Below are 26,667 nucleotides of genomic sequence, written 5' to 3' on the forward strand. Positions count from 1 at the left end.
ATTTATACATATAACATAAACATTAATCCATTAAAAATGAAAAAGTATTCTTTATTCAGCCTCGCATTTGCCGCCTTGTGTGCAAACTGCATGTTGACAACTTCCTGTAGCGACGAGCTGGAGGGGCCTTCGTTCGACGACCACAACAACTTCGAAGGCAACTACATCATTCCGGTTACCGCCGCCGACGAGACGCAGCTTATCCTGACCGCCACATCCTTGGATGAAGGTACTATCTCTGCAAGTGGAAACGGCGTTAGCATGGACGAAGCTGCCACCTACTGGGTATTCTATAACGAAAACTATTTCTTCTCACTCGTCTATAACAAGGGAGGAAACGGAACCGGTGCGGCATGGTACCTCAACTCTCAGAACGTCCCTACCAAAAAGACCGACTATAACTTCCGCCGCATCACCACCTACGGAACATGGGGCGAAAACGTGCTAACCGTCTCCACAGGCGATACCAAAGAGAAAGACGACCAGGGCAACACCGCCCAGGGATTCCAGGTGAACTACCTGAATGTCAACACCGGAAAAAGCACTTCGAACCAAGAAGACATCTTAGCCGAAAACTACCTGGGCAACGGCGAGAAAGTGACAATGGCAGGTATCGTCGAAGCCAACGGCAAACTCTACACCTCTATCGTCCCTATGGGCATGAGCCAGTACGGTGTAAACAAATGGCCGAAATGCGTAAAGAACCAGGCATATGTAGCCCAGACAAGCGGCGGCTCGGGTTCCGGCTCTTACGATGCAGGTGAAATCCCCTCCACACAGATTCCCGACTCCGCTTTCGTAGCTATCTATGAAGGCAGCAGCTTCGAAGAAGGCCCCATTGCCATTGCACGTACCAACAAAATCGGATTCGCATCCGGACGTATGAAATCGCAATACTACCAGACAATCTGGAGCGACGACGACGGCAACCTCTATGTATTCTCCGGCGGCTTCGGACGCACTTTCTCCGACGACACCAAGACCGGACTGAAGAAAGCCAAAGGTACGCTGCCTTCGGGTGTGGTACGCATTCCCAAAGGCTCCACTACGTTCGACGATTACTACGTGAACCTGGAAAGTTCGGAACTCGCCAACAGCACCGGACATCCCTTGAACCGCTGCTGGCACGTGGGCGGCGACTACTTCCTGCTGAACAACTACTCATGCAGCATCGAAGAAGTGATTGAGCTGGGCAGCAGCAAAGCGCCGCGCAACGAGTACATCATTTTCCGCGCATCCACCAAAGAACTGATTCCTATCCAAGGATTGCCGGAGAACATCGCCTCATTCGGCGACCAGCCCTACCTGGAGAACAAACACTTCTACATCCCTCTGGTAACCGATGACGAGGGAGCCGTACCCACATTCTACAAAGTCAATCCCGAAACCGGAAAAGCTGTTCCGGGCTTGAAGGTAGAAAGCGTACAAGAAGTGATTACCGCCGGCAAAGTAGCACCGTTGAACCAGTAAGAACCTATTACAATACGCTATTCGCCAATAAAGAGCCTGACGTCCGGTAGGCCGTCCAGGCTCTTTTACATGATAAGGACTACGATATATGAAAAAGACATTCCGCAATATACATCTCTGGCTGTCCGTACCTTTCGGGCTGATTATCACGTTAATCTGCTTCTCGGGCGCTATGCTCGTGTTCGAGAGCGAAATCATGCAACTGACGCACCGCAGCCTTTATTACGTGGAGAAAACGGACGGCAAACCTCTCCCGTTGGACGAGCTGGCGGCAAAAGTGGCCGGAACCCTGCCCGAAGACGTCACGGTAACGGGAGTTACCGTCTTTCCCGACCCGGAGAGAGCCTACCAGGTCAATCTTTCCAAGCCCAAGCGGGCTTCCGTCTATATAGACCAATATACGGGCGAGATAAAGGGCAAGTACCAGCGCTCTCCGTTTTTCAGCACCATGTTTTCCATGCACCGCTGGCTGCTGGACAGCCGCCCGACGGGAGACGGCGTATTCTGGGGAAAGATGATTGTAGGCATCAGCACCCTGATGTTCGTATTCGTCCTGGTATCCGGCATCGTCATCTGGTGGCCGCGTACCCGTAAGGCATTGAAGAACAGCCTGAAAATAACCGCACGAAAAGGTGCACGCCGGTTCTGGTACGACCTGCACGTAGCCGGAGGCATGTATGCGCTCCTGCTCGTCCTGGTTATGGCGCTGACCGGACTTACCTGGTCTTTCGGCTGGTATCGCACGGCTTTCTATACGGTGTTCGGCGTCGATATGCCCTCGCGTACGGAGCACGGACATGGCGCCGCGAATGCGAAAGGAGAAAAAGGTAAAACGGAAAACGGACGGAAAGAAGACAAAGGGCACGGCAGGAAAGACGATGCCCTGCACGGCAATAGCGCCTCTTTTGCCTGCTGGCAGCAAGTGTACGAAGAACTGGCTAAAGAAAATCCCGGTTGCAAACAAATCAGCGTGTCCGACGGCTCGGCCAGCGTATCTTCCAACCATTTCGGCAACACGCGGGGAGCAGACCGCTACACTTTCGACCCCCGCACCGGAAAGATTACCGGCGTCTCCCTCTACAAAGAAGCGGATAATTCCGGCAAAATACGCGGCTGGATTTATTCGGTACACGTAGGAAGCTGGGGAGGCATGCTCACCCGCATCCTATGGTTCCTCGCCGCCCTGCTGGGTGCCAGCCTGCCGCTGACCGGTTATTACCTGTGGATTAAACGCCTCCGCCATAAAAGATGCTCCTGATTGCATTACCGGACATCTGCCGGGAGGCTTATCCGTAACTTTCCGTGGCAATCCGCATCCCGACATAAAAAGAAGGTGTACCCCCGCACCTTCTTTTTGCATTTACAAAGTTCCCGATGCCCCGCCCGCCAATCCGCCCGCCGATACCTCACGCCGGAAATTATACAGATTCGAAAGTCCATTCCACAAAACTGAAACTGTTTTATACCCGGACAGCAAATCATTGAACACTGTTCGAAGCCTTTCTTGTACGAATGCGATACTTTTGTTGCAGTCAGCTAAAAATCATTTCAAGAACGGCATAACATGAAAAGACTACTCTTAATCCTTCCGGCACTCAGCCTGGTACTGAACCTCGTGCAAGCAGGCAACACCGGCCGCATACACGAAAATGTACGCGAAACCCCGTATCCGCAACAAGCACACACCCTGTACATCAACCCCTCGCCGCTGCTGGTTCCCCAAAGCGCCAAACGGTCGGACTTCCTGCAATTCAACCTGTCCAGAAGCAAAGACTTCTCGGATACAAGCACCGTCCTGTCCCGCCCCAGGCCGTGGTGCATGTTCAATCCGCACAAAGTGCTGGAAAACGGCACATGGTACTGGCGTGTCCGTTCGGTAAGCAAGGAAGGCGAAGAGTTTCCCTGGAGCGAGACATACAGTTTCACCGTAACCGGCGACATACCGCAGTTCGTCACCCCCGAAGCCGATATGTTCCTGAACAACATCCCCCGGACATCCCCCCGTATCTACTGCTTCCTGAACGACAACTTAGAACAGGCGCGTAAGGAAGTGCGCTCGCACCCCGAATTCGAGAATATGATTAACGACTCGCGGGACGCACTCGCCTCTAACTACACCAACGATACCAAACCCTACCGGCAAATCACCCGCATATCTGCCGAGTGCGACAAGCTGAACACGGCTTACCAAATGTTGCAGTCGGACATATATGCAGACAAAATGGTACAGAACGTACGTTGCCTGCTGGCAGCCGAACCCGACGAAAAAGTCATCAACAACGACTTCAACGCAGGCGAGCTGGTTTATACCCTGGCATGTACCTACGACAACTGTTACAGCCGTTTCAGTACCGGAGAGAGCAAACAGATAGAAAACATCATCATGGACGTGCTGGCGCTCTACTATAAAAAACATTTCATCGGGAACGAAGAAACCCATATCTTCGACAACCACTTCTGGCAGTTCGCATTCCGCCACTTCATGCAAGCCGCCTTAGTGATGTACGGCAAATATCCGCTTGCCGGAGAATATCTGGAATATAGTTACGAGCTATGGACTGCACGTGCCCCGGCGTCCGGCTTCAACCGCGACGGAGCCTGGCACAACGGCACGAGCTATTTCAGCGCCAACGCCGTTACCCTGTCCTACGTACCCGCCCTATTCGGCTACCTTACAAAGACAGACTTCCTGCAACATCCCTGGTACAAGAATGCAGGCATAGGCATGCTGTACAGTTGGCAACCCCAGTCGCTGAGCGCCGGCTTCGGCGACGGGCATGAAAAGAACAACGGGAAGCCTCTGCGCATCCGCAGCGCTTTCGCCGATTTCATGGCGCGTACCACCGGCGACCCTTACGCCACGTGGTATTCTTCCCTCGACGACCGTTACAAAACCGAGTCGGAAACGCGCCTTTACCGAATGGCATGCGGCAGGCAGCGTCCTTTATCCGCCGACTTGCCGGCAGACGCCCCCAAAGCCGTATGGTTCAAAGACACCGGCGAGATGATAGCCAACAGCAACCTGAAAGACTATAAGCATAATATCAGCCTCAGCTTCCGTTCCAGCCCGTTCGGTTCCGGCAGCCACACGCATTCCAACCAGAACGCCTTCAACCTGCATTACGGCGGAAAAGCCGTTTACCATGCAGTAGGCCATTACATGAACTTCGCCGACCCGCACAACCTCTTGTCTTACCGCCACACACGCGCCCACAACACCTTATTGATAGACGGCATCGGGCAGCCGTTCACCACACGCGCATACGGCAACATCGTGCGTATGTTCGACGGAGAGCACATCTCCTACGCCTTAGGCGACGCGTCCAACGCTTACTGCGGCATCAGCGAATACCCCATGTGGCAGAAAAACTTTGCCGCCCAAAAGTTGGAACAGTCGCGCGAGAACGGTTTCGGCGAAACTCCCCTAAAGAAGTACCGCAGGCATATCTTCCTGCTGCATCCCAATATCGTACTCATCTACGACGAGCTGGAAGCGGGCAAAGCCGTCCGTTGGGACTGGTTGCTGCATAGTCCCGTCCAGTTCCAGATAGACGAGGCAACCGCCACGCTGACCACCCGCAACGAGAAAGACCGTTACACCGCGGTTGCCCGCCTGTTCAGCGAACAAAAGTGCACTATCAGCCAAACGGACAAGTTCGCCGCCGAACCCAATAAAAAGATAAGCGTCCGCGGCGAGGACTTCACCGCTCTCTGGTCGTTGACAGCCAGCTACGCCCCCAGCAAAGCCAACCGCATCCTCACCGTCATCCAGGTAGAGGCAGACGGAAACCGGGTGGCAAACATCGACCGTACCGGCAACAACGGTTTCCGGTGCGGCGACTGGATAATCGAAGCTGAGCTGAACGCCGAACGCCCGGCAAGCCTGTATATCCGCAGCAAGGCATCGCAAGCAATTTTCAGCTACGGGAAAAAGACGACCGTTATCAACGGAAAAGAGTACGAATGCCAAGACAAGCATTCCTCCGTTTTATACGACTGTTTTAACGGAACATGGGGGATAAAAGAGATGAAAGACAGGGAGACGTTGCCGACAGCAAGTGAGATATAAAAAAACGCATAGCACCCCATTAAGATATTTAACTATATACAATATAGGATTGACATTTTTGACATCCGTATCAAAAAATACTATAAAAAGACAAGTTCATCCCAAGTTGCATAAACAGAATATGATTGTAAAATTTAACCCTTTATTATTAACTCAAAAATCAAAATTGTATGAAAAAACACATTAAATTACTTTGTGTAGTTATGATGTCTTTCATTTGTTTCGGGGTCTTTGCACAAGGACAGCGAAGAACCATTACAGGTACGGTGAAAGATACGAATGGAGAATCTATTATCGGCGCCAATGTTTCCATTGAAGGGACCACCCTCGGAACAATAACCGATATAAACGGAGCGTTTAAGTTAGAGGCTCCGGAAAATGGTACACTCATTATCTCATTTATCGGGTATGAGAAACAAGAAATCAGTATCAATAAAAAAACTAACTTCACAATTACATTAAAAGAAGACAGCAAAATGCTTTCCGAAGTAGTGGTAACAGCATTAGGTATTAAACGGGAAAAGAAAGCATTGGGATACGCCATGCAGGAAGTAAAAACGGATGCTTTCTCGGAAAACCGCTCTACCAGCGTCTCAAATCTGTTGCAAGGTAAAGTAGCCGGCGTACAGATATCACAGTCCGGTAGCGGTGTAGGCGGACCGACCCGTATCGTTCTTCGCGGTCTGAACTCTTTAAGCGGCAATAATACGCCACTCTGGGTAGTCGACGGGCTTCCTGTCCTGGATAATTCCAACAGTAACACACAATTCTCATATTCTTCCGGAGCCGCCGACATCAATCCGGACGACATCGAAAGCATCTCAGTATTGAAAGGCGCCAACGCAGCCGCCCTTTACGGTTCAAGAGCACAGAACGGTGCGATTGTCATCACTACCAAAAAAGGTAAGGAAGGAAAACTGCAACTGGAATACAACGGCTACGTTTCCATGAGCAAGGCTTACGACTCCTATGAGTTCCAGGATGTATACGGGCAAGGTACCAACGGACAATATGCACTGGAAGCCAGCGGTTCGTGGGGACCGAAAATGACAGGACAAACAATCCCCAACTGGCGTAAAGAACTCTATGGAGACGAATCCTACAAAGAGTACGCCATGCTGCCACAGAAGAATATAACCGATGACTTCTTCCGTACAGCCCTGAACTATGTAAACTCCGTCAGCGCAACCGGGGGCAACGAAAAAATGAATGCCCGTTTTTCCTTCACCGATACCCGCAACCAGGGCATCCTGCCTAATGAATCCATGAACAAGCAGAATTACAACCTGAATGTGGAAATCAAGAACAAATACCTGACTATCGGTGGTAAAGTATCCTATTTCCGCGAGAAAGTAAAAAACCGTCCGGAAACCTTTTATAGCAGTGTATGGTCAAACCTCATCCGTTTACCGAGAAGCATCCGCCTGCAGGACTTACAGAACCCGATAGGAATCGACGGCTATGTTGTAAACTGGCATGGCGAAGACACTGAATACAGGAACCCTTACGGACTCATTGCAAACGGCAACGGTAATGAACTGAACAGAGACAGATTCCAGGGGCAAGCAACCATAGTGGGTAACATCACCGACTGGTTGAAAATAACCGGACGAATCGGTCTGGACCGAGTTTCAGACAATGTAGAAACCTATACACCTTACCATTCAAAGGCAGAAAGTCCCAAAGACCTGATGACAGTCACCAACTCTACCAGTGAAGAACTGAATGCAGACTTGATGCTGAACATCGACAAACGGTTCAAAGACTTCTCTCTGACCGCCAACATCGGTATCGCCACCAACTATAACAAGTTCAAATCCCTGGCAGGCGAAAGCGGCAAAGCCATTATTCCCAATTTCGTAGCATTAAGCAATGGTGAAAACAAGCTCGCTATACAAGACTTCTCATCGAAACGCGTCAACTCCATTTTAGGAAATGCCACATTGGGATACAAGGGATATGCTTTTCTCGATGTTACAGCCCGTAACGACTGGTCGTCTACCCTGCCTTCATCCAATTGGTCGTACTTCTATCCGTCTGCCAGCCTAAGCGGCATCTTGTCCGACATATTCCAACTGCCGAAAGAATATTTCTTAAAAGTACGCGGCTCCATAGCTCAGGTAGGTAATGACACAGCCCCTTACGCGCTCTACAACGTATATACACTGGAGGCATTAGGCAACCATACGGTAGGCAGTAGTTCCAGCACCTATCCGCTGGCCGACCTTAAACCGGAGAAAACCCTATCCTGGGAAATCGGTGCAGACTACCGCATGTTCAACAACCGCTTAGGTATAGACTTCACTTATTACCGGTCTACCACTACCGACCAAATTCTATCCATGACCGTTCCCGGTTCTTCCGGATATGCCAGCAAGAAAATCAATGCCGGCAAAATGGAAAGCAAGGGCGTGGAATTGATGATAACCGGAACGCCTATCCAAACCAAAGACTGGCATTGGGACATAACCCTGAATTGGGGTAAAAATACGACACGCAACATCGAGCTGGACGAAAAGAACAAACGCTATGTATTTCCGCTCACTACAAACGTACGTGTAGGCAAAGTCGTTATTGACGAAGGCGGTAAATTCGGCGACATCGTATCCACCGCTTACAAGAGAAATGAAGACGGACGCATCCTGGTAGGCGACAACGGCCTCCCGCTCATCGACACCAAATCCGAAAAAGTCATCGGCAACATGATGCCCGAATGGACAGGCTCTTTCGGCACCACACTCTCCTGGAAAGATATCGTATTCAGCGCACTCATCGATGTAAGATACGGCGGGCAGTTCCTTTCAATGACCGATGCCTACGCAACCGGCGCCGGTAACTCCAAAAGGACGTTGAACGGACGCGACGGCATGGTAGTAGACGGTATCGTCGAATCGACCGGACTGGAAAACACCAAACAAGTAACGGCCCAGGAATACTATGCAACCATAGCCGGCACCTATCCCGTAGGAGAAGAATTCCTGCACGATACCACATACGTAAAACTGCGTGAGCTCTCTATCGGCTACACCCTGCCCAATATATGGTTCAGAAACACTCCGATAACCAATGTAAAAGTATCCATTGTAGGGCGCGACCTGTTCAATATCTACAAAGCAGCTCCCGTCAATGCCGAATTCGCACAAAACAGCCAGGACGTATTCCAGGCCTTCGAACTCGCCGCCCTTCCGTCGACACGAACCATAGGTTTCTCACTTAACGTAAAATTCTAAATAAACATGATTATGAAATTACATAAAATATTAATCATACTACTCTCTGCCATCACTATCGGCAGTTGCACAAACGGCTTTGAAGAAATGAACAAAGACCCAATGGCAGTCAACGAAATATCTCCCAGCTTGTCACTGCCCAATATGCAGTACCACGGTTTCCACATCGTCTATGGCGATTACCAAAGAGCCGCTCTGCTATATTCTTTCCTATATTGCCAGTATCTTGCCAATACAAGCAGTTCTTTCACCTCGGGCAATTACGTATTCAACACTTCATGGGCCGAACGCGGGCTCTGGACTCCCTACTACCAGCAAATGATAAAAAGAATCCGCGAAATAGAACCCGCACTGGAGAATCATCCGGAATACAACGACATGTATCAGATTATGCGTATCAACGTAGCTATCAGTACCATACGCATGACAGACACTTTCGGTGACATTCCTTACTTCCAAGCCGGGAGAGGAGAAACCCTCATCCCCTACGACAGTCAGAAAGATATTTATTACGACGTGTTCAACGAACTGACCGAAGCCGTTACAGAGTTAAGGCAGAAAAAGAGTAACCAACTCCAATACGCAACCGAAGATTTGATTTACCAAGGCGATGTAGATAAATGGATAAAACTGGCCAACTCATTACGCCTGCGTGCCGCCATACGACTCTCCTTCATCGACCCGGACAAAGCCAAAGCCGAAGGCGAAGCTGCATTGAAGGAATCCCTTATAGCCTCTAACGATGACAATGCAGGTGTAACTCCTCCCCAACCGAATGTTTGGGCAAATCCGTTATTGCGTAGCTTGGTAGTCGATGAATCCCGGGCCAGCAAAACCATGGTCGATATACTCGCAAATTACGGTGCAGTGGCCGACCCGCGTCTTACCTTAATCCTCTCTCAAAGCGGAGCATGGGTAAAAGGAGAAGCAGACGCCGTACAATACCGGGGAGTACCCAACGGACTGCCCGTTACGGAACTCTCACTGCCCGAATATGATAATAGTCACAACTCCAGTATATGGGGATACATGTGGGGATATGACTGGAACTCCGCCGCAAAAGGTTCTAACGTCTCCAAACCCAACACCGACTCCAATTTTACCCCTTTGGGACTGATGAACTATTCGGAAATATGTTTCTTGAAAGCCGAAGCAGCCCTGCGCGGTTGGCAAGGAGCAGGAGATGCCCGGGCAAACTATGAAGAAGGTATCCGCGCCTCGTTCGAAGAAATGAGAAAACTGGCTCCTGCAGGCTCTTACTCCACAACCGATGACAATGCCTATATTACAACCGGAAAAGTAGCCTGGAACGATGCGGACGATTTCGAAACCAAGTTAGAAAAAATCATCACACAGAAATGGATAGGAATATATCCCAACTCGGAGGAAGCCTGGGCCGAATTCCGTCGTACCGGATATCCCAAGCTAAATCCCGTCAAGCAAAGCCTGGAACCTACGATTAACCCGGCAAACAATGAATTTATCAAGAAATTGCGCTACGTGGACAATGAGCTGAGCAACAACAAGGAATATGCCACAGACCCCACACTAAACAACGGCCAGGGCGACGGCCTATCCGTTCGCGTGTGGTGGGACACCGCCCGGTATAAATAATTCCGAAGTAATTCTGCTGAAACGAGGGTATATTATGTAACCGGACAAGATTACATAGCAACATACCCTCGTTTTTAAGAACAATACGAAACCTGAAAAATCAAACCGCCATGAACATCAAAACCCTACTACTCACCCTCTCCTGCTGTACCCTCACCGCACAAGCGCAGCATGACGACTTCGGGCAAGACGCCCTTATCAACCCCAGTGCGGCAACCTTCGATTTCAGTATCGCACCGGGTCCCATAAAGCCTACCGATGCATCTATTGCAACACACTACCAATGTCCCGAATGGTTCCGCAACGCCAAATTCGGTATCTATATGCACTGGGGAATCAACTCCGTTCCCGGCTACGACGGACATTACGCACGGTGGATGTACTGGTACCAGGAACCGGATTCCAACTTACGCAAATACCCCATACTGGGTTATAGAACACATGCTCCCAAGGTATACCGACATCACCTGAAAACTTACGGACATCCCTCCAAGTTCGGCTACAAAGACTTCATACCGATGTGGAAAGCCGATAAATTCAATGCCGACTCACTGGCGACCTTCTACAAGGAAATCGGAGCTAAGTTCATCGGTGTAATGGCCGTTCACCACGACAACTTCGACCTATACGACTCAAGCCACCAACCCTGGAATTCCGTAAACATGGGTCCCAAGCTGGATATCGTAGGTGCATGGCAGAAAGCATGCAAGAAAGTAGGCGTCCACTTCGCCATTTCCTCCCACCTCAGCAATTACTGCCACGAGCACATGTTCTACCAGGGTACCGGTGCCGACCCCGAAGGCGCCTACGCCGGAGTGCCGTACGACTATATGAATCCCGCTTACGAAGGGCTCTACGGTAAACGCACCCCCGACCGCATCATGCGCCTGGAACCCGAATTCGCCCAGTCATGGTATCTCAGAACCAAAGAACTGATAGATAAATACGAACCCGACCTCCTCTATTTCGACGGCCCGCTCCCCAACGGCATCTACGGCCTGCAACTGGCGGCGCATTTCTACAACAAAAACCTCTCTCATCAAGGTATCCAGAATGGCGTACTTACCATTAAAAGAGTGAGAGACGGCTTTACGATAGACCGTGAATGCTCCGGTGAAGACGATTTGCAGAAAAAGCCGTTCCTGGTGGACACAACCGTCAACCCCGGCTGGTTCTACATGGGCAATTCACTGAACATCAGTAAAGAAGGAGGAGATGCCGGCATGGCATCCGTAGCCGCAGGAAATACCGAAGACAAACTACGTATGACCGCCGGCCAGATTGTAGACAACTTAGTGGACATCGTCAGCAAGAACGGCAATATGATGCTCAATGTAGGCCTCCGTGCCGACGGCAGCCTGCCCGAAACCTTCCGCAACGAATTAGTAAAGATAGGCAAATGGCTGAAACTGAACGGAGAGGCTATCTACGATACCCGTCCTTTCAAGGTATACGGCGAAGGAACATTCTCAACCAAAGACCACGGGCAGAAATACGCTGACTATCTATACACATTCACTGCAAAAGACATACGCTTCACCACCAAAAAGAATGCATTATACATCTTTACACTGGACTGGCCGGGAAACAACGAAACAATCAAAATACAGAACCTGAGCAGCAAAGAGCTAAAAAACATACAGTCGGTTTCTTTCCTCGCCTCGGGAGAAAAAGTGAAATGGAGACAAGACGAAAACGGATTATACATCACAACCCCTGACCGCCCGGCCGGAGAATATGCCTATGTTTTTAAAGTAACAACCGACTAAACACAGAGTTTATGAAACACCCGGAACATATTTCCCCTGGACATATAACCAACACCAACATCGCCCTCCCCCGAATTCGGATTACAGATATGAGTTATCGCTTTTTTGTCGTCACTCGTAACTTTCAGCGATTACCACCTGATAATAAAACAGTTAACAAGTGACGAGAAGCGTTACGACGGGTGACGACCAGGCATCGGTCGTCACCTGTTTTTCATAGTATTATCGCATCTACTGCCCTGTAACCTCCTTATTTACAGCCTTTACGTACACCTTGTGCGACCCCTGCCCCAATGTCGTCAAAAGCCCCTTCTTCACCAGCAGATTGAGGTCATTCAGCGCCTTATTCTTCAAAAGCCCCGTAATTCCGCTGTAATCCTTGCGGGTAATGAAAGGATTCGCTTCCAGAAACGCGCACAACCTACGGTAACGCTCCGCACCGCCGATGTCCGCACTATGCCTGAAACCGTACCCTGCCCTGACACGCTCCACGAATCCCGCACACTGCTTGCGGAAGCCGGGCGACACCCGGAAACGCACCTTGCCGAAGAATACCGTCTGCGCATGGATTTCTTTCTTATCCATGACGGGACGTGCCGCCAGCCCCGCCGAAAAGTAGCCCATATCGCCCAACTGTACATGATGCCCCTCGGACAGATAATAGGAGATGCGGTCTTCCAACGCCGCAAGCAGCCCCTCGATATCTCCGGGAGTGAAACTGGACGCTTGCGAAATGTCGCTCACCAGACGTCCGGTGGTAATCGTCCCCTTGTTCACGATACGTGGATACATAGGTTGTAACTCGCCGTCCCCCTTCGGATTGGGCTTTCTTTGAAAATCATACTCTGCTGCCATTGCTTTTTTGTTTTTAGTTTTTATACATTCGAAATTCATTACAAGCCGCCCGGCTCTGCACAGGTAACGGACAACCGTTACCGGCGGACTGGAAACAATCCGTGCAAGCCTGTACAATCCACGGTATAACCGGTACACTCCCCCGTGAGCCTCCCCAAGAACCGGAAGGCAAATACCGGTCTGTCCCGTAGTTTTCCTTCTTACAGCCCATGCAAAATGCCGTTATACCGATAGTAAAACCCCGTTTTGCAGTTGCGGGCTCTCCGGGGGACAACTGCGGGCTGTCGGGCCCGCAACTGCAAACCCTCGGGTTCACAACTGCAAAACGGGGTTTTAGTACTGGTAAAGATACGAAATACACGAGCCGAAATCAAGTTTTCAACGGTTTATCTTTCAATTTTTCTTATTTATTCCCAGAGGCGGTCGGAGCGGATAATTCTCGAAATAAAAGGACGCATTTGCTTGCTTTCAGCCCGTTTTATGCGTACCTTGCAGGAGCTAAGAGAAACGCTCTTGCCTTCAACAATTTTCCAAACAAACAACCCCGGATGAAAATAACCTTTATCAAGGAAAACCGTGATGCAGGCACGGAGAGTATCAGCACCTGCGATACGAACGCATTCATCGATAAAATCAAGTCGGAAACCCAGGCGCGGCATATAAGCGGGCTGCGCTCCATGCTGGAATACACGGCGCATGGCAGTAACGGAGGATATGAGCATATCGACAAGCTGCCCCGCGTATGCCCCGCCATGGAGTACGGACGGACACGCGGAGGCGAACGGCGGATGAAGCGCTACAACGGCATCGTACTGCTGGAAGCGGGCGGACTTTCCGGGCTGTCCGAGGCGGAACTCGTGAAAGAGCGGGCGGCACTGCTCCCCCAGACCTATGCAGCCTTTACCGGAAGCAGCGGGCGGAGCGTAAAGATATGGGCGCTGTTCGCCCTGCCGGACGGCAGCCTGCCCGGGCGGGAAGAGGAAATCAGCCTGTTCCACGCCCATGCTTACCGCATGGCGGTGCAGTGTTACCAACCCATACTGCCGTTTCCCGTTACGTTGAAAGAACCGTCGCCCGCCGACACTTTCCGCATGACGCTGGACGAAACACCCTATTTCGCCCCCGATGCCGTGCCCTTCTGCCTGGAACAGCCCCCTACGATGCCCGGCGAGCAGACATTCGGCGAACGCAGGCTGACGGAGAAAAATCCCCTGCAACGGTTACAACCGGGATTTGAGACCTCGCAGACTTTTACCCTGCTGTTCGAAACGGCGCTGAACCGGGCACTGGACGAAGCGGAGAACTGGCAGCGCGACCGCGACGACTTCCACCCGCTGCTTATCCCCATAGGCGAGCAATGTTTTAAAAGCGGTATTCCCGAGGAGGAGACCGTGCGGCAAGTGATGATACACTACCACCGCCAGGCGGACGAACAGACGGTGCGCACCACGTTGCACAACCTCTACCGCGAATGCCGCGGCTTCGGCAAAAATCCTGTCCTCACCCCCGAACAGCGCACGTCGCTGAAGCTGGACGAGTTCATGGAACGCCGCTACGAATTCCGGTACAACCAGTTGCTGGGCGACCTGGAATACCGCCAGCGCGACTCCGTCCATTTCTATTTCCATGTAATAGACCAGCGTGCACGCAACAGCGTGGCAATGGATGCCTTGCAGGAGGGGTTGCGCGTGTGGGACAGGGATGTGAGCCGTTACCTTACATCCAACCGCGTGCCGCTGTACAATCCGGTAGAGGAGTACTTGTACGGAGTAGGTCGCTGGGACGGCAAAGACCGTATCCGTGCGCTGGCCGACCTGGTTCCCTGCAACAATCCGCACTGGCGGGAGCTGTTCTACCGCTGGTTCCTGAACATGGTGGCGCACTGGCGCGGGCTCGGCAACAAGATGCACGCCAACAGCACCTCGCCGTTGCTAATCGGTGCGCAAGGATACCGGAAGTCTACCTTCTGCCGTATCATCCTGCCGCCCGAACTGCGCTTCGGCTACACGGACAGCCTCGACTTCGGAAGCAAGCGGGATGCGGAGATGTACTTGGGACGTTTCCTGCTGGTGAATATCGACGAGTTCGACCAGGTGGGCGCAAACCGCCAGGGATTTCTGAAACATCTCCTGCAAAAGCCTGTCGCCAACCTGCGCAAGCCTTACGGGAGTAGCATCGGGGAGATAAGGCGCTACGCCTCATTCATCGGCACGAGCAACCACAAGGACTTACTGGCGGACAGCAGCGGAAGCCGCCGTTTCGTCTGTGTGGAGGTAACGGCTCCTATCGACACGAACGTAACGGTAAACTACCGCCAACTCTACGCACAGGCCATGCAAGCGGTACGAAGCGGCGAGCGTTACTGGTTCGACGACACGGACGAAGCGATTTTAAAGGAAACGAACCGTGAATTCGAGCAAATCAGCCCGATAGAGCAGTTGTTCCATTGTTACTTCCGTTTACCGGAACACGGAGAGAAGGGAGAATGGATATCACCGGTACAGATATTGGAATACCTGCATTCCAAAAGCAGCGACATAAAACTGACGGACGGGTATGCAAAGCATTTCGGGCGGGTGTTGAAGAAGAACGGGCTGGAGAGCAAACACACGAACAAAGGGATTGTATATCGGATTGTAAGGTCTTGATATTTTATTTTTATAAGTGACGACCGAGGTCCGGTCGTCACTTATAAAAACAGTTGTCGTCACTCGATAATCAACTATCTATTAATGTATTACATCATAAAGTGACGAGTGATGACAAAATCATTGTTATTTTACATCGGAGATTCCTCCGATACCTTCATTTATCAATATAATACGGGCGGTACGACAAGCATCATACCGCCCGTATATAAAATCAACGTGTCAAGTTAAAATGTTAAAACAGCACGGGCATGACGTCCGTCATTTGTTTTCCAGGCAGCTGTTTGCCCGTAATTTTTGGCCGATGTCGATAATCCGACACGGTACAGCTTCCCAATATCCGCCGCTTTGGTCTTTTCAACGCTACTCGACCAATAGAATTGCTCGCCGTCCAAAGAGAAAGCCTCGGCCACCCCTGCATCGATAAGAGTTTGCATAGACTTCCCGACAGCCAGCAGTTCAACATCGGTAACTACTCCGTTTTCAACCTTTACCTCGGCATATTCTTCCGCCAGTACAAGATATTGCTTCACAGCTCCCCAATACCAACCGCTGGTATTGGCAGGCGCTTTCGTCGCTTCAGCCTCCTCGTAACTGATAATCGCCTGCGCTATCGGATAATCGGGCAATACAATGCTTTCGGATTTAAACGCTTCCGTATTCCCGAATCCCCGTATATCTGTTTTTCCGTCATTCAATCTGCTACCCGGTTCCCCGTTTACATCAAGAGCCTCCACTTTTGCAGGGGCAATTCTCGTATTCCCGTCAACAATATCTTTAAGAGCTATTACCCAGCCGTTCACTTCTTGCAGTTTCTGAACCCCATTAGCGGCAAGATAATTTTCCGCCCTGTCGCCGGAAGCTTTGCCGTCATCATGAGCCACCGCAAACACGATACCGATACACGAGTTGCCGCTGTCTTCAATGTAAGATGACGAATACGTGCCGTCCGCATAAAAGAAATCACCTACCTTTGCCTTGAGCGGCCTTGTAGCAATCTCTACACTACCCGAAACCCAGTCATCGACATCGATGTCGTAAGTTATATCGAACTCGGTATCCTCTATCGGAGATTCCGCCATCATATTACCGCTGACTTTAATATGCTGGTTACGTATAACAGGTATCAGGCCTGCCGGAACAATAACATGCTGTACACCCTGCTTGGTGGTAAAGCTCAAATGTATCTCGCCCATATTACGGTCTTCCCCGTCGGCAAAAACATAGGTAGAGAATAAGGTACCGTCCGGTGTCATTTCCGGATTGAAATCCGAAACTGCGTAATTGACCGCCACCGCATCTTCTATCACCCTACCGCTACCGGCGTCGAATTTCGCAGCGGCTTCGTAGGATACAGTCAGTCCCCATAACAAATTGAACTCCCGCAAATTTTTCTCTAAAACACTTATTTTGGTAAAAGGGCGGAGTAGCTCCGGTTCCAGCACAAGTGCCTCACCGTCTTTTTTCTGTATCTCGCCACTGTAATAAAAAGCATCGCAAGCCTCATTATCAATCAGGCTATTCATGTCTTTCACCGTAATATTCCTCAAATCGGAAGTGTCATAATACTTATCTGCATAACGGGAGGTCCCGCCTTCCGTACGGGTGGCAACAGCAGCATCCGCATCGATATAATCCACCCACATCAGACAGTCATAAGAACCGGCATCGACAGCTATATCCAAAGACAACTTAGCCGGTTCCGCAACCGGTTCCGCCACGACTTCACTATGACAGACCGTTTCCGCGTTTTCTCCTTTAGTCCGAAGTTCGAGAATACAACGCAATTTATGTCCGGCAATATCGGGCTGCCCGGTAGCAATACTTGCCGGAAGAACAGCAGATACATACATCCGGCCGACATCTCCGCCTGATGTGTTATCATCGTCACTGCACGAAACAAATAAGCTCATGCAGAAAAAAAGTATCAAACCTAAAAAATTCTTTTTCATATTCAGTACAAAGTTTTAATCAGGATTTATTTTATAATTGTCAGGAAAGGACGAATGATACCTTGAGTTTTATAATTAGGCTTCGGGTAAAGGGATGTTACCTGTTCAGCTCCCACTTGTATAGCCATAGGCATGGCATCATTACTCAAAGAGCTGGTATAAACATAATATCCTTTCGCATTCTCATTGGCAGGAAAATTCGTTGCTATCCCCATATCGATTGCCGTGAGAAGAGCTTCCAGCAACAACATGTCCTCATTTATATTCTCTGCTCCCCATTGCACATTATCAGCATAATCCTTGTCCGTTTCTTTTAGAGTAAAGCCATAACATTTTCCCACAGCTTCGTACAACTGCCCTGAAGCAGGAATATACCAACCGCTGGAATTTTGAGGTTTTTCAGCAGTTTCTTTCCATTGTTCGAACACCAGCAAAGCCGGATAATGCTTTTTGTCGGTGGCTGCCGAATACGACGGCTCGGTTAATATTGCATGGGTAGCTCCGTATCCGTCATATTTTGTCCAGTCCGGGTCATTACCTTTAGTAAATACGGTAACTGCATCATCTTTGCCTCCTCCGCCTTCTTTTTGCATATAAAAATAAGGACGGGAATTGTTAAGCAAATACCGTGAGTTTTCTTCCGGAAAGAGCTCTGCGGGAATACCTGTATTTTTAAGCGCCATCACATAGCCTCTGATAGACTTTCCTCCGGCTTCCACCCCATAATTACCGGTATTATCTTCCGGATGTACACCTACCGCGTATACGATACCCACACAATTATCCTTATTGCTTTCAGTCAGCTCGCTACTCCATGTACCATCGATAAAGAAATAATCGCCTACATGCAATTCATCACCCGGTACCGGTTCGGGTTCGGGTTCGATTCCGCCTCCGCTAATCAGGTTTCCGCCGGCAACCAGTTGCTGATTGCGTTTTAATGTAATACTCCCTTCCGGAATTTCGCATTTGACCGTTCCGCTTTCCGTCTTAAACGAAAGAATGGCGCTGCCCATGGAGAAGCCTATGGAAGGAGTGAATATGTACCCGGTAAATAAAATTTGAGAATTGTCCTCCGGAGCAAAACTCTTATCATACACCGCGGCCAGCATTTCAGTTCCAGGCTCTCCCGTAGCAACGTTGAATGTCTTAGGCATTTCATAGTTAACTCTTAAATGTTCCAAACCGGCAAATTTACCGGCTTCATTCTCCTTTACAATCAGCTTTGCGAAAGGACGTACGAGTTTTACCGCTTTTTGCACAGCCGATTCGCTTTTCTTCAACTCCATATTCATGTAAAAGCCATCGCAAAGTTCGGTATCGAAAAGCATAGAGCCGCCTGCATCCTTCACCGTTATCTCATTCAGATTGGATGTATCGTAGTAAGTATCTTCAAAATGGGTATAAGTAATGTCATCTGCAACCGTCACTTCCGTAATGGCGGCATCTGCCCGTATAAAGTCCGCCCATACCAGGCAGTTGTAGTCACCCGGTTTCAATGCAAAATCGAATGTAGGGATAGTACCGCCTTCCACCGCTATTTCCTTGCGATATTTCAGGTCGGGATTTCTGTCCGCCTCCCAAACTTCTATGATGCACCGCAATTTATGAGTTGCGGGGACTTCTATTTGCGCACGGGTAGCCGCGACATCTCCCGGAAGTTCTGCCGATATACTGACACGCTCGCCCCCGGCACTCTTGTTCACCATTTCCTCTTGATTGCATGAAACCGATAAAGCCATGAATATCAAGGCCGTTATAATATACAGTTTTTTCATATCCATAAAATTAAATGTCACATACTTATCTCGCTGTTCTTGTTGTCTGAACTTGTTTTACGGTGCTTTCCTGAATTTGCATAGTACCGTGTATGTCATCGTACAAAACTGAAGAATTTTCCTGTTGGCGCTGATATGGAGCGCCGTTTACCGTAAGTTCCGTACTGCCATAATCGAACACGGTACCGGTCGCCTCGTTGGTTATGGTAATGGCGGCAGGCTTATCCGCATCCAGCTCCGCATCTATTTTCCAGTCGCCCACGGTAAACCGGTTATTGACTTGCCAGATATCCTCTACCGCACCATTATCGCTCACTTGAATAATCGTAAGAATCTTATTATTCAGGCTCGGACCGAAATCGGCTGTCAAATGCCACTGGACACCTCTGTATTCATCATCCGTCTCGTCCGGCTCCGCACCGGGGAACCACTCGTCGGTAACCGTAATTTCCGGTGTCTGCCCGCTATATATCTGTGCAACGGAAGTGAACCCGCCTTTGTCCGTATAAGTAGTGGTTACTTTGTTACCCGCTACGTGGAATTCTACAGGACTATGCAATAACCATTGCCAGGTAGAAGCCTCGTCGGCACCCAAGTCGTCGTATATCACCACTTTATCGGGACGCAACATGAAGATATGCCGCCTGTAATTATTCAACGGAGTTTCTCCAAAACCGTATTCGGGCGTTTGGGAGATTCCGGCATTCTTAAAGGCGTCCTGCCACATCGGATATTCCGATGTTCCGCAGTAGGCATGCGAGGCATCTCCCAGAAAATAAGCCAGATTCGTTGCATTCAGACCGCGTTCTATATTACCGTAAGCCCGGGTTGTAAAAGGCTGGCCGATATTATTGACCATTATCGTATTATGCCCCCGTGTATGGCGGAACTGCAATAAGTTGTGGGCATCCGAGAAGTTCTGGTAATAACCGGCATTCATATAGACATACGTTCCTTTGTACAGCAGTTTAAAACTATTCTGGTCTGCCAAGGTATGGCTGCCTGAACCGAAAGGACTCGAACGGAAAGATAATGCCATATTGTTGCTTCTGTCCGCCATATCGGAATACGCAACCCCTTCACCGATATCCTGATACCAGATAAAGTTGTCCATTGCCGTCTCATCCAGGTCGGGAGCACTATAAGCTATGTAGCTACGCGCCATTCTATATAAACGCATGGCATAATCGCTATATAGTGTATTTCCACATTCCTTTACATACCAGGCGGCATAAGCATCTCCTATCTCGCGAGCTGCAAAATCGGCAAAAGCAACGCGAACTCTGTGAGGTGAATCTACGGGACCGCTAATATCGCCGAATCCTGTCGTTGCAGTTTCGGGTAGCCATGAATAAGCCAGGTATTTTCCGACATTCTGGTACCAGGGATGTTTCAGGAAGTCTGTCCCTGTCGTCTTTGAAAACAGCATCGGTATGTAATATAGGGTATATGAGTTCGTATTGAAATACCCGGTTCCATTTTGCCAGGCTCCGTCTCTATTAAAACCGGTGGCAGGAGCACGGGCCGTCCACAATTCATAGAAATATTCCAAGGCTTTCATCATATCGGGATACTCCTGGCAAACGACAAAGGCTCCTTGCAAAAGCCCTCTCATCACAATCTGCCAGGTATGGTTATCGAATATATGATTTTCCTGTTTTCCCCGGTAGCTGTTATAATAACGGTTAACCAAATATACGATAACTTCCTCGGCGGCTGTTTTTTCCGCTTCGGTCAAGCTTTCCTGACAAGCATCATAAATAGTGCTTAAAACAGTAACGGCGTAGGCAGAATGGAAATTACTTGTGGAAAGCTTGTCTTTATCTATACTGCCGGCAAGCAATATGCGGGCATAATCCTGTATTTTATCCCGGTACTTGACATCGCCTGTCAGCAAGAATGCCGAGTATAAATAGTCGAATGTATATTGGCTCAACGTACTGGTCTTGCTCTCATCATATAAATCGGTTACCGCCGGGGTATAATTCATGGCAGAGTTGGTACGGCTAACCAGTTCCCGGTACTCGCGGTGTTCTGTTATCGTGGGACGTACCTTCTCCAAATCTTCATTCAAGTAATAGTGCACACGCGGATAAACAGCCGGTATGTTTTGCTGAAAAACAGACCATTCCGGCGTAACGAAGACGGGCTCTTTACCCGTTATTGTAAAATTGTTCACTTCACTCCATTGTCCCGGTTTGTCATCGGCATCTACCAGCCGAAAACGCCAATACCATTTGCCGGCGGGCATCTGTTGATGAATGTTGTACATATTCCATGCCAATTTCCCCGAACGGTATGTTCCTTGTTCCGGAAAACCGGCATCTTGGGAAAGCTCGAACTCCAAAAATTCATCCTCTCCCCTTACATCGGGCACAATCAAAGGAGCCGGATTCAGGTAAAGTTCATGTTCTTCGCGCGGATAGGGTTTATCCCGCTCGTCAGGATGTACCCTGTCTACCGTTTCTTCGCCGATTACATCGTCAAAGAATATTTCCTTGTCATCACTACACGCTGTCATTAACAGACCCAGCAAGAATATCAAGCCAGCTATATATTTTGTATTCATACTTCTTTAGTTTTTATTTTCACCACTCCAACCCGGATTCTGCGTCAAATTCGGGTTCATATAGATTTCATTTTGCGGATAAGGGAACAGATACATCTTGTCATCCCAATACATCTGCTGCAGCAGTACTTTTTCATAAGTAAAAGAAGTGCCGCTCCCCGTTATCTTCACACCGTAGATATTTCTAACGTCATCCCGGGAAGCGATTTTCCAACGGCGGATGTCATAGAAACGGTGCCCTTCAAAAGCCAGTTCGATACGGCGTTCATTACGGACTTTTTCGGTAAAATCCGCTCCCGTTTCGTCTACATGCTTCATGCCGGCACAATCGCGTACCTGGTTCAAGGCCTGCCGTGCCGTCAACGGACAGCCTTCGGCGGTGGCATCGGGTCCTTTCCATTCGTTCATGGCTTCTGCATAATTCAACAGAATTTCAGCATAACGGAACAATATATAATGGTGATGCAGTTTGTTGGGCTTGTCCGGATTGAGCGATACGGACGGATTCATGTATTTGCGAAGATAATATCCCGTTTTTGTAGAGCCGTCCAGGATTTTGTTTTTACCTCCTTCGAATGTCTCTATCTTCCGCTCTTGCCAAACCGACCCATTGGTCAATACATTCAGATACAGACGGGGGTCACGGGTTTCCTCGCCGTTTGCATCATAATAGATATTGGACACATGAACCGGGTTGTCCCAACTGAACGGGGTTCCGTCCTTCAGTTCATAAGCATCCACCAGATTTTGCGTCGGAGTATTCCCCCCCTCCGCACTTTCATATCCCATCGGCTCATTACGGGATTCAAAGTCGCTGCTCGTTTCCGTGGCACGACGTTCGAAAATCAGTTGCGGGGATTTCAATACCTCATGCCCCCCTAAATCGGAATAAAGAGGGTCGTCCGCTATTTTAGGCAACTGATATTTATTCATCGCAATGACCTCGTAAGCTGCTTTTGCAGCGGCTTCCCATTTGGCAGGGTCATTGTCCGGATTATGTAGCGCACTGGCTGCGTAAAGCAAAGCTCTCGACTTTAAAGCCAGTGCCGTACCCTTAGTTACCCTGCCTGTTTCTCCCCAAAAGTCCGACTGGTCTACAGGAAGTTCGGGAGCTATCTCCGTACATTCTTTTACTATAAAGTCTATAACCTCTGTAAACGGAGTTTTTTCTATCGAATTGATTTCTTCTTGCGTATATGTGCGCGTTACCAAAGGGACATCACCATACCGCTTAGCTAATTCGAACAAATAAAACGCACGTAAGAAACGGACTTCATAGGAGAACTTGGAAGCTTTTCCTGTCATTTCATCGTAATCTTCATTGTATTCAAAGCGTTTCAATACTTCCGGGTCATAGTTTTCCAGAAAAGAATTGGCGCTCCGGATACCGTTCCAAAAGCTCCAACCGTCGTCCACTCGTTTCAAAGGACTCCATGTGCCATTAACAATATAATATATACTATTATTTTCCCAGGTGTATATAGAATTGTCGGTAGCAGATTCCATCATCGCATCGCTCACCCTACCGAAATCAACCGGTAAGACGGAGTAGACGTTAGCAACCAACTGGTTCATATTATCAAAATAGCTATATGCTTCTTCCCGCGTTTTTCCGGTAGTCTCGTCGTAGTCCAGATAATCGCATCCGCCCAATGCAAGCAAAGTGCAAGCAGCTACCATATATTTTTTTATGTTTCGCATAATTATCCTCATTTAAAAATTAATATTCAGCCCCAAATACACGGAAAATACATCCGGATATCCTAAAGCGATGTCTTCGCAATTGAAGTAGTCTATTTTGTCTATCGAAAAAACATTCTGCGCCTTGGCATAAATTTGGAATTTATCCATTTTCATCTTCTTCACCCATTTTTGGGGCAGGTTATAGTACACATTCAGATTACGGAGTTTAAAGAACGAACCGTCCTCAATCCACTGGGTGCTGACCTGGTAATTATTCTCATTGGATAATGTGGAAAGACGGGGGACATTGGCGATATCTTTAGTAGCCTCCGTCCAACGCACCCTGTCCTTTAGATACCAGGTAGCGATATTGGTATTGCCGTTACGCAGCGGCTGATGAACATTGGCTGTGTTCAACTGTTTGGTAAGTCCGCTGATGCCATTGAAAACCATATCTACTCCAAATCCTTTATACTCGAATCCGAGATTCAGACCATAATACATTTCGGGTACGGTAGTAGACTTGCCGATAGCTACCCGGTCTTCACTGTCTATCTTTTTATCGCCATTCTGGTCTTTATATTTCACGTCGCCCGGACGGACTACCGAGAATGTCTGTTCTGGACTGTTCGCAATATCTTCCTCATCGCGGAAATAGCCGATGGCCTCCAAACCGAACAACTGTCCTACCTTATGTCCTTTAGTATACAGATAGTCATAAGGCTGGTATGCCTGGCCGTTTTCAATCACCTCGCTGTCATTTAAGGCCCAGTTGGCATTTACATAATACTTAAAATCCTTGTACCGGTCGTTCCAGCCCATACTCAGTTCCAGTCCACGGCTTTTCACTTTACCGATATTGGCTTGTGCCGGGGTAATACCCAAAATTGCCGATACCTTATTATTATCTACCAGAATGTCGGTACGGTAATCATAATACATCTCCGCTGTTGCCGTGAAATTTCTCCATAAACGGACATCGACACCCACATTGTATTTATCTGCAGTTTCCAGATTCAGCCGGTACATAGGCAACTTCTGCTCTTTCAGACCGCTAACGGATGTCATACCGTCGCCAAAAAGGTATTTGCCGGAACCCGTCCAGAAATAATTGCCTAACCCATAGCTGAGGTTATCTGTGGCAGAACGTCCCCAGGAAGCGCGCAATTTCAATAAATCCAGAGCGGAAGCTCCCTGCAAGAATTCTTCATTGGCAATGTTCCACCCTACCGAAACAGCAGGATAAAAGCGGAATTTATCTCCTTTCAGCAGTACGCTGGTACCATAATAATTGCCGACGACATCCACCATATAGCGGTTAGCGTAATTATAACCGACAAAGCCCATTACGTTCTGGCGATAATAGGAGGCGTTGCGTTCCAACGGTTCTTCCATATCCTGGCGGTAAACGGCAGAAGCCGACAACTGTTGGTTTCCGAATGCATGGTCGTAATTCAACTTCGCTTCCACACTGGCACGGATAAATTGTGCAGACAATTCCGACTCTGAAATTTGCACTTTGCTGTCCGTTCCATATATTTCGCTCATAGGAAGACCTGCATCGGACAAATGGCTGACTTCATATTTATAGGTTTTACTGCCTATCTCCTGAAAAGTCGCAGAGTTATCATACGCCACAGCTACTTCGGCATTTAAACCTTTCAGGAACATGGACAAATCTTGCGTAACCCGCATATCGGCTTCCAGCATGCGGCGGTTCTCCTGCAAATATCCCACATCGGCGATAGCCGCAATCGGATTCATCTTGAAAAGCGTATTACTACCCCAATTATTATTCAAGGTTTTTATAGGAAATGCGGTGGCCGGGACTTTATAAAAATTCTGAAAAATGGCGTCTATATCTGTATTCGGGCTCTTATCCTCCCCGATTATACCATACATACTGAATTTCATTTTCGTACCGGATGTAATATCTACGTCCAAATTCATACGTAAATCCAGTTCGTAAGTACGAATCTGCGAATTATAACGGTCTGAATAATGGGTATAATCTTCATTCAATAGCCCAAATTTATTTTTATAATCCAACAAGGCCATGTAACGTACTCGTTTGCCGCCACCCCGCATCATGATATTGAACTGATTGTTCTCGCTGAAATTTCTCGTACCTTCTTTCAGCCAGTTTACATTGGGGTAGTAATAGGGGTCTGTTCCATTTTTATACCGCTCCAGTTGTTTTCTTGTGTACTGCAACGGCAATCCGTCATAATACAAAGCTTCGTTTTGAGCCATAGCATAAGTATAGGCATCCGCCATTTCCGGCTCATTTATCGGAAGCTCGAAACCGTGACGGTAATTCACATCTATATCGAATGAATTATAAATACCCCGTTTGGTATTAATCAGGATTACTCCATTGGCTCCTCTGGCTCCCCATAAGGCGGTAGCAGCACCGTCTTTCAATACCTGTACCGACTCTATTTCTTCAATTGTCATATTAGTCAACCCACGTTGAAACCCGTCTACCAGTACTAAAGGAGAACCGCTATCCAATCCGCCGCGACCGCGTATATTCATCCCGGCGTTAGCATTCCAACCTACATTTTGCGTAAGATAAAGCCCGGACAGCAACCCGAAAAGTGCGTTATTTACCCTATTGGGAGAAGTGGCGTTTTTCTCGAGAAAATCTGCATAAACAGCAGTTGCCGATTGGGTCCGAGTCTCTTCCGTACGCTTCAAGAAACCTAAATCGACAGTCGCATCTTGTTTTGAATCGAGTGTTATATTCAGTGTATTGCCGGTAACCCGGACACGTTTCATTATGACATCCGCATAATTCAACTCGATGAAATCGCCTTCTTCCAACATCAGTGAAAATGTTCCGCTATTGTCGGTTACGCTATTGTTTCGGAACTCACCGACTTTCGAAACTCTTACCCCCGAAAGAGGATTTCCGGAAGCGTCTTTCACTATGCCGTTCACTGTGTCCTGCGCCATTATCTCCGACGAAAAAATGAACGCCAAACCTATCGTATATAAAAACTTATTCATATTCATATCATTTAATTA

At 48.7% G+C, this 26,667-nt stretch carries 13 protein-coding genes; 7 read left to right on the forward strand and 6 right to left on the reverse strand.

What is annotated here, in order from left to right:
• Positions 1-36 precede the first annotated feature (36 nt).
• From C233_RS0105205 to C233_RS0105230, 6 genes are all read left to right on the forward strand, one after another.
• Positions 37-1,470, forward strand: coding sequence for a DUF4374 domain-containing protein (locus C233_RS0105205; RefSeq protein WP_018666430.1), 1,434 nt, complete (start codon positions 37-39; stop codon positions 1,468-1,470).
• Between the two features lie 88 nt (positions 1,471-1,558).
• Complete coding sequence (locus C233_RS0105210; RefSeq protein WP_018666431.1) at positions 1,559-2,728, forward strand: PepSY-associated TM helix domain-containing protein; 1,170 nt, start codon at positions 1,559-1,561, stop codon at positions 2,726-2,728.
• Between the two features lie 306 nt (positions 2,729-3,034).
• Positions 3,035-5,539, forward strand: a complete 2,505-nt coding sequence (locus C233_RS0105215) for a DUF4962 domain-containing protein (protein WP_018666433.1) — start codon at positions 3,035-3,037, stop codon at positions 5,537-5,539.
• A 206-nt stretch (positions 5,540-5,745) separates the two neighbouring features.
• On the forward strand, positions 5,746-8,769 hold the full coding sequence (locus C233_RS0105220; RefSeq protein WP_018666434.1) for a SusC/RagA family TonB-linked outer membrane protein: 3,024 nt from the start codon (positions 5,746-5,748) through the stop codon (positions 8,767-8,769).
• Between the two features lie 12 nt (positions 8,770-8,781).
• Entirely contained in the window at positions 8,782-10,383 is a 1,602-nt protein-coding gene (locus C233_RS0105225; RefSeq protein WP_025068636.1) for a SusD/RagB family nutrient-binding outer membrane lipoprotein, read from the forward strand.
• A 110-nt stretch (positions 10,384-10,493) separates the two neighbouring features.
• Positions 10,494-12,152, forward strand: a complete 1,659-nt coding sequence (locus C233_RS0105230; RefSeq protein WP_018666439.1) for an alpha-L-fucosidase — start codon at positions 10,494-10,496, stop codon at positions 12,150-12,152.
• Between the two features lie 231 nt (positions 12,153-12,383).
• On the opposite strand, the gene C233_RS0105235 is transcribed toward C233_RS0105230, so the two are convergent.
• A complete protein-coding gene (locus C233_RS0105235) occupies positions 12,384-13,007 on the reverse strand; it encodes an HU family DNA-binding protein (protein ID WP_025068635.1) in 624 nt (207 codons plus the stop codon).
• A 548-nt stretch (positions 13,008-13,555) separates the two neighbouring features.
• On the opposite strand from C233_RS0105235, the gene C233_RS0105240 reads away from it, so the two are divergent.
• Positions 13,556-15,655: a BT4734/BF3469 family protein gene (locus C233_RS0105240; protein WP_025068634.1), complete on the forward strand. Its 2,100-nt coding sequence runs from the start codon at positions 13,556-13,558 to the stop codon at positions 15,653-15,655.
• A 227-nt stretch (positions 15,656-15,882) separates the two neighbouring features.
• On the opposite strand, the gene C233_RS0105245 is transcribed toward C233_RS0105240, so the two are convergent.
• From C233_RS0105245 to C233_RS0105270, 5 genes are read right to left on the reverse strand one after another with little or no spacing between them, the layout of a single operon-like run.
• Positions 15,883-17,607 (reverse strand): DUF6562 domain-containing protein, encoded by a 1,725-nt coding sequence (locus tag C233_RS0105245; protein ID WP_154656054.1) that lies wholly within the window; start codon positions 17,605-17,607, stop codon positions 15,883-15,885.
• A gap of 26 nt (positions 17,608-17,633) precedes the next feature.
• Positions 17,634-19,385 carry a DUF6562 domain-containing protein gene (locus C233_RS0105255; RefSeq protein WP_128081889.1) on the reverse strand — a complete coding sequence of 584 codons (1,752 nt, stop codon included), beginning with the start codon at positions 19,383-19,385 and terminating at the stop codon, positions 17,634-17,636.
• A gap of 25 nt (positions 19,386-19,410) precedes the next feature.
• Entirely contained in the window at positions 19,411-21,954 is a 2,544-nt protein-coding gene (locus C233_RS0105260; RefSeq protein ID WP_018666452.1) for a DUF4962 domain-containing protein, read from the reverse strand.
• A 6-nt stretch (positions 21,955-21,960) separates the two neighbouring features.
• Positions 21,961-23,655, reverse strand: coding sequence for a RagB/SusD family nutrient uptake outer membrane protein (locus C233_RS0105265; protein ID WP_025068633.1), 1,695 nt, complete (start codon positions 23,653-23,655; stop codon positions 21,961-21,963).
• A gap of 12 nt (positions 23,656-23,667) precedes the next feature.
• Entirely contained in the window at positions 23,668-26,649 is a 2,982-nt protein-coding gene (locus C233_RS0105270) for a SusC/RagA family TonB-linked outer membrane protein (RefSeq protein WP_026314740.1), read from the reverse strand.
• Positions 26,650-26,667: the final 18 nt, after the last annotated feature.

Source organism: Bacteroides gallinarum DSM 18171 = JCM 13658 (assembly GCF_000374365.1).
In the GTDB taxonomy this organism is placed as follows: Bacteria; Bacteroidota; Bacteroidia; order Bacteroidales; family Bacteroidaceae; genus Bacteroides; species Bacteroides gallinarum.

Bases quoted from the DNA above. Each gene is read 5' to 3' on its own strand.
- C233_RS0105230 (WP_018666439.1), top strand. From the start codon at position 10,494: ATGAACATCAAAACCCTACTACTCACCCTCTCCTGCTGTACCCTCACC.
- C233_RS0105240 (WP_025068634.1), top strand. From the start codon at position 13,556: ATGAAAATAACCTTTATCAAGGAAAACCGTGATGCAGGCACGGAGAGT.
- C233_RS0105210 (WP_018666431.1), top strand. From the start codon at position 1,559: ATGAAAAAGACATTCCGCAATATACATCTCTGGCTGTCCGTACCTTTC.
- C233_RS0105205 (WP_018666430.1), top strand. From the start codon at position 37: ATGAAAAAGTATTCTTTATTCAGCCTCGCATTTGCCGCCTTGTGTGCA.
- C233_RS0105270 (WP_026314740.1), bottom strand. From the start codon at position 26,649: ATGAATAAGTTTTTATATACGATAGGTTTGGCGTTCATTTTTTCGTCG.
- C233_RS0105260 (WP_018666452.1), bottom strand. From the start codon at position 21,954: ATGAATACAAAATATATAGCTGGCTTGATATTCTTGCTGGGTCTGTTA.
- C233_RS0105255 (WP_128081889.1), bottom strand. From the start codon at position 19,385: ATGAAAAAACTGTATATTATAACGGCCTTGATATTCATGGCTTTATCG.
- C233_RS0105220 (WP_018666434.1), top strand. From the start codon at position 5,746: ATGTCTTTCATTTGTTTCGGGGTCTTTGCACAAGGACAGCGAAGAACC.
- C233_RS0105225 (WP_025068636.1), top strand. From the start codon at position 8,782: ATGAAATTACATAAAATATTAATCATACTACTCTCTGCCATCACTATC.
- C233_RS0105215 (WP_018666433.1), top strand. From the start codon at position 3,035: ATGAAAAGACTACTCTTAATCCTTCCGGCACTCAGCCTGGTACTGAAC.
- C233_RS0105235 (WP_025068635.1), bottom strand. From the start codon at position 13,007: ATGGCAGCAGAGTATGATTTTCAAAGAAAGCCCAATCCGAAGGGGGAC.
- C233_RS0105265 (WP_025068633.1), bottom strand. From the start codon at position 23,655: ATGCGAAACATAAAAAAATATATGGTAGCTGCTTGCACTTTGCTTGCA.
- C233_RS0105245 (WP_154656054.1), bottom strand. From the start codon at position 17,607: ATGAAAAAGAATTTTTTAGGTTTGATACTTTTTTTCTGCATGAGCTTA.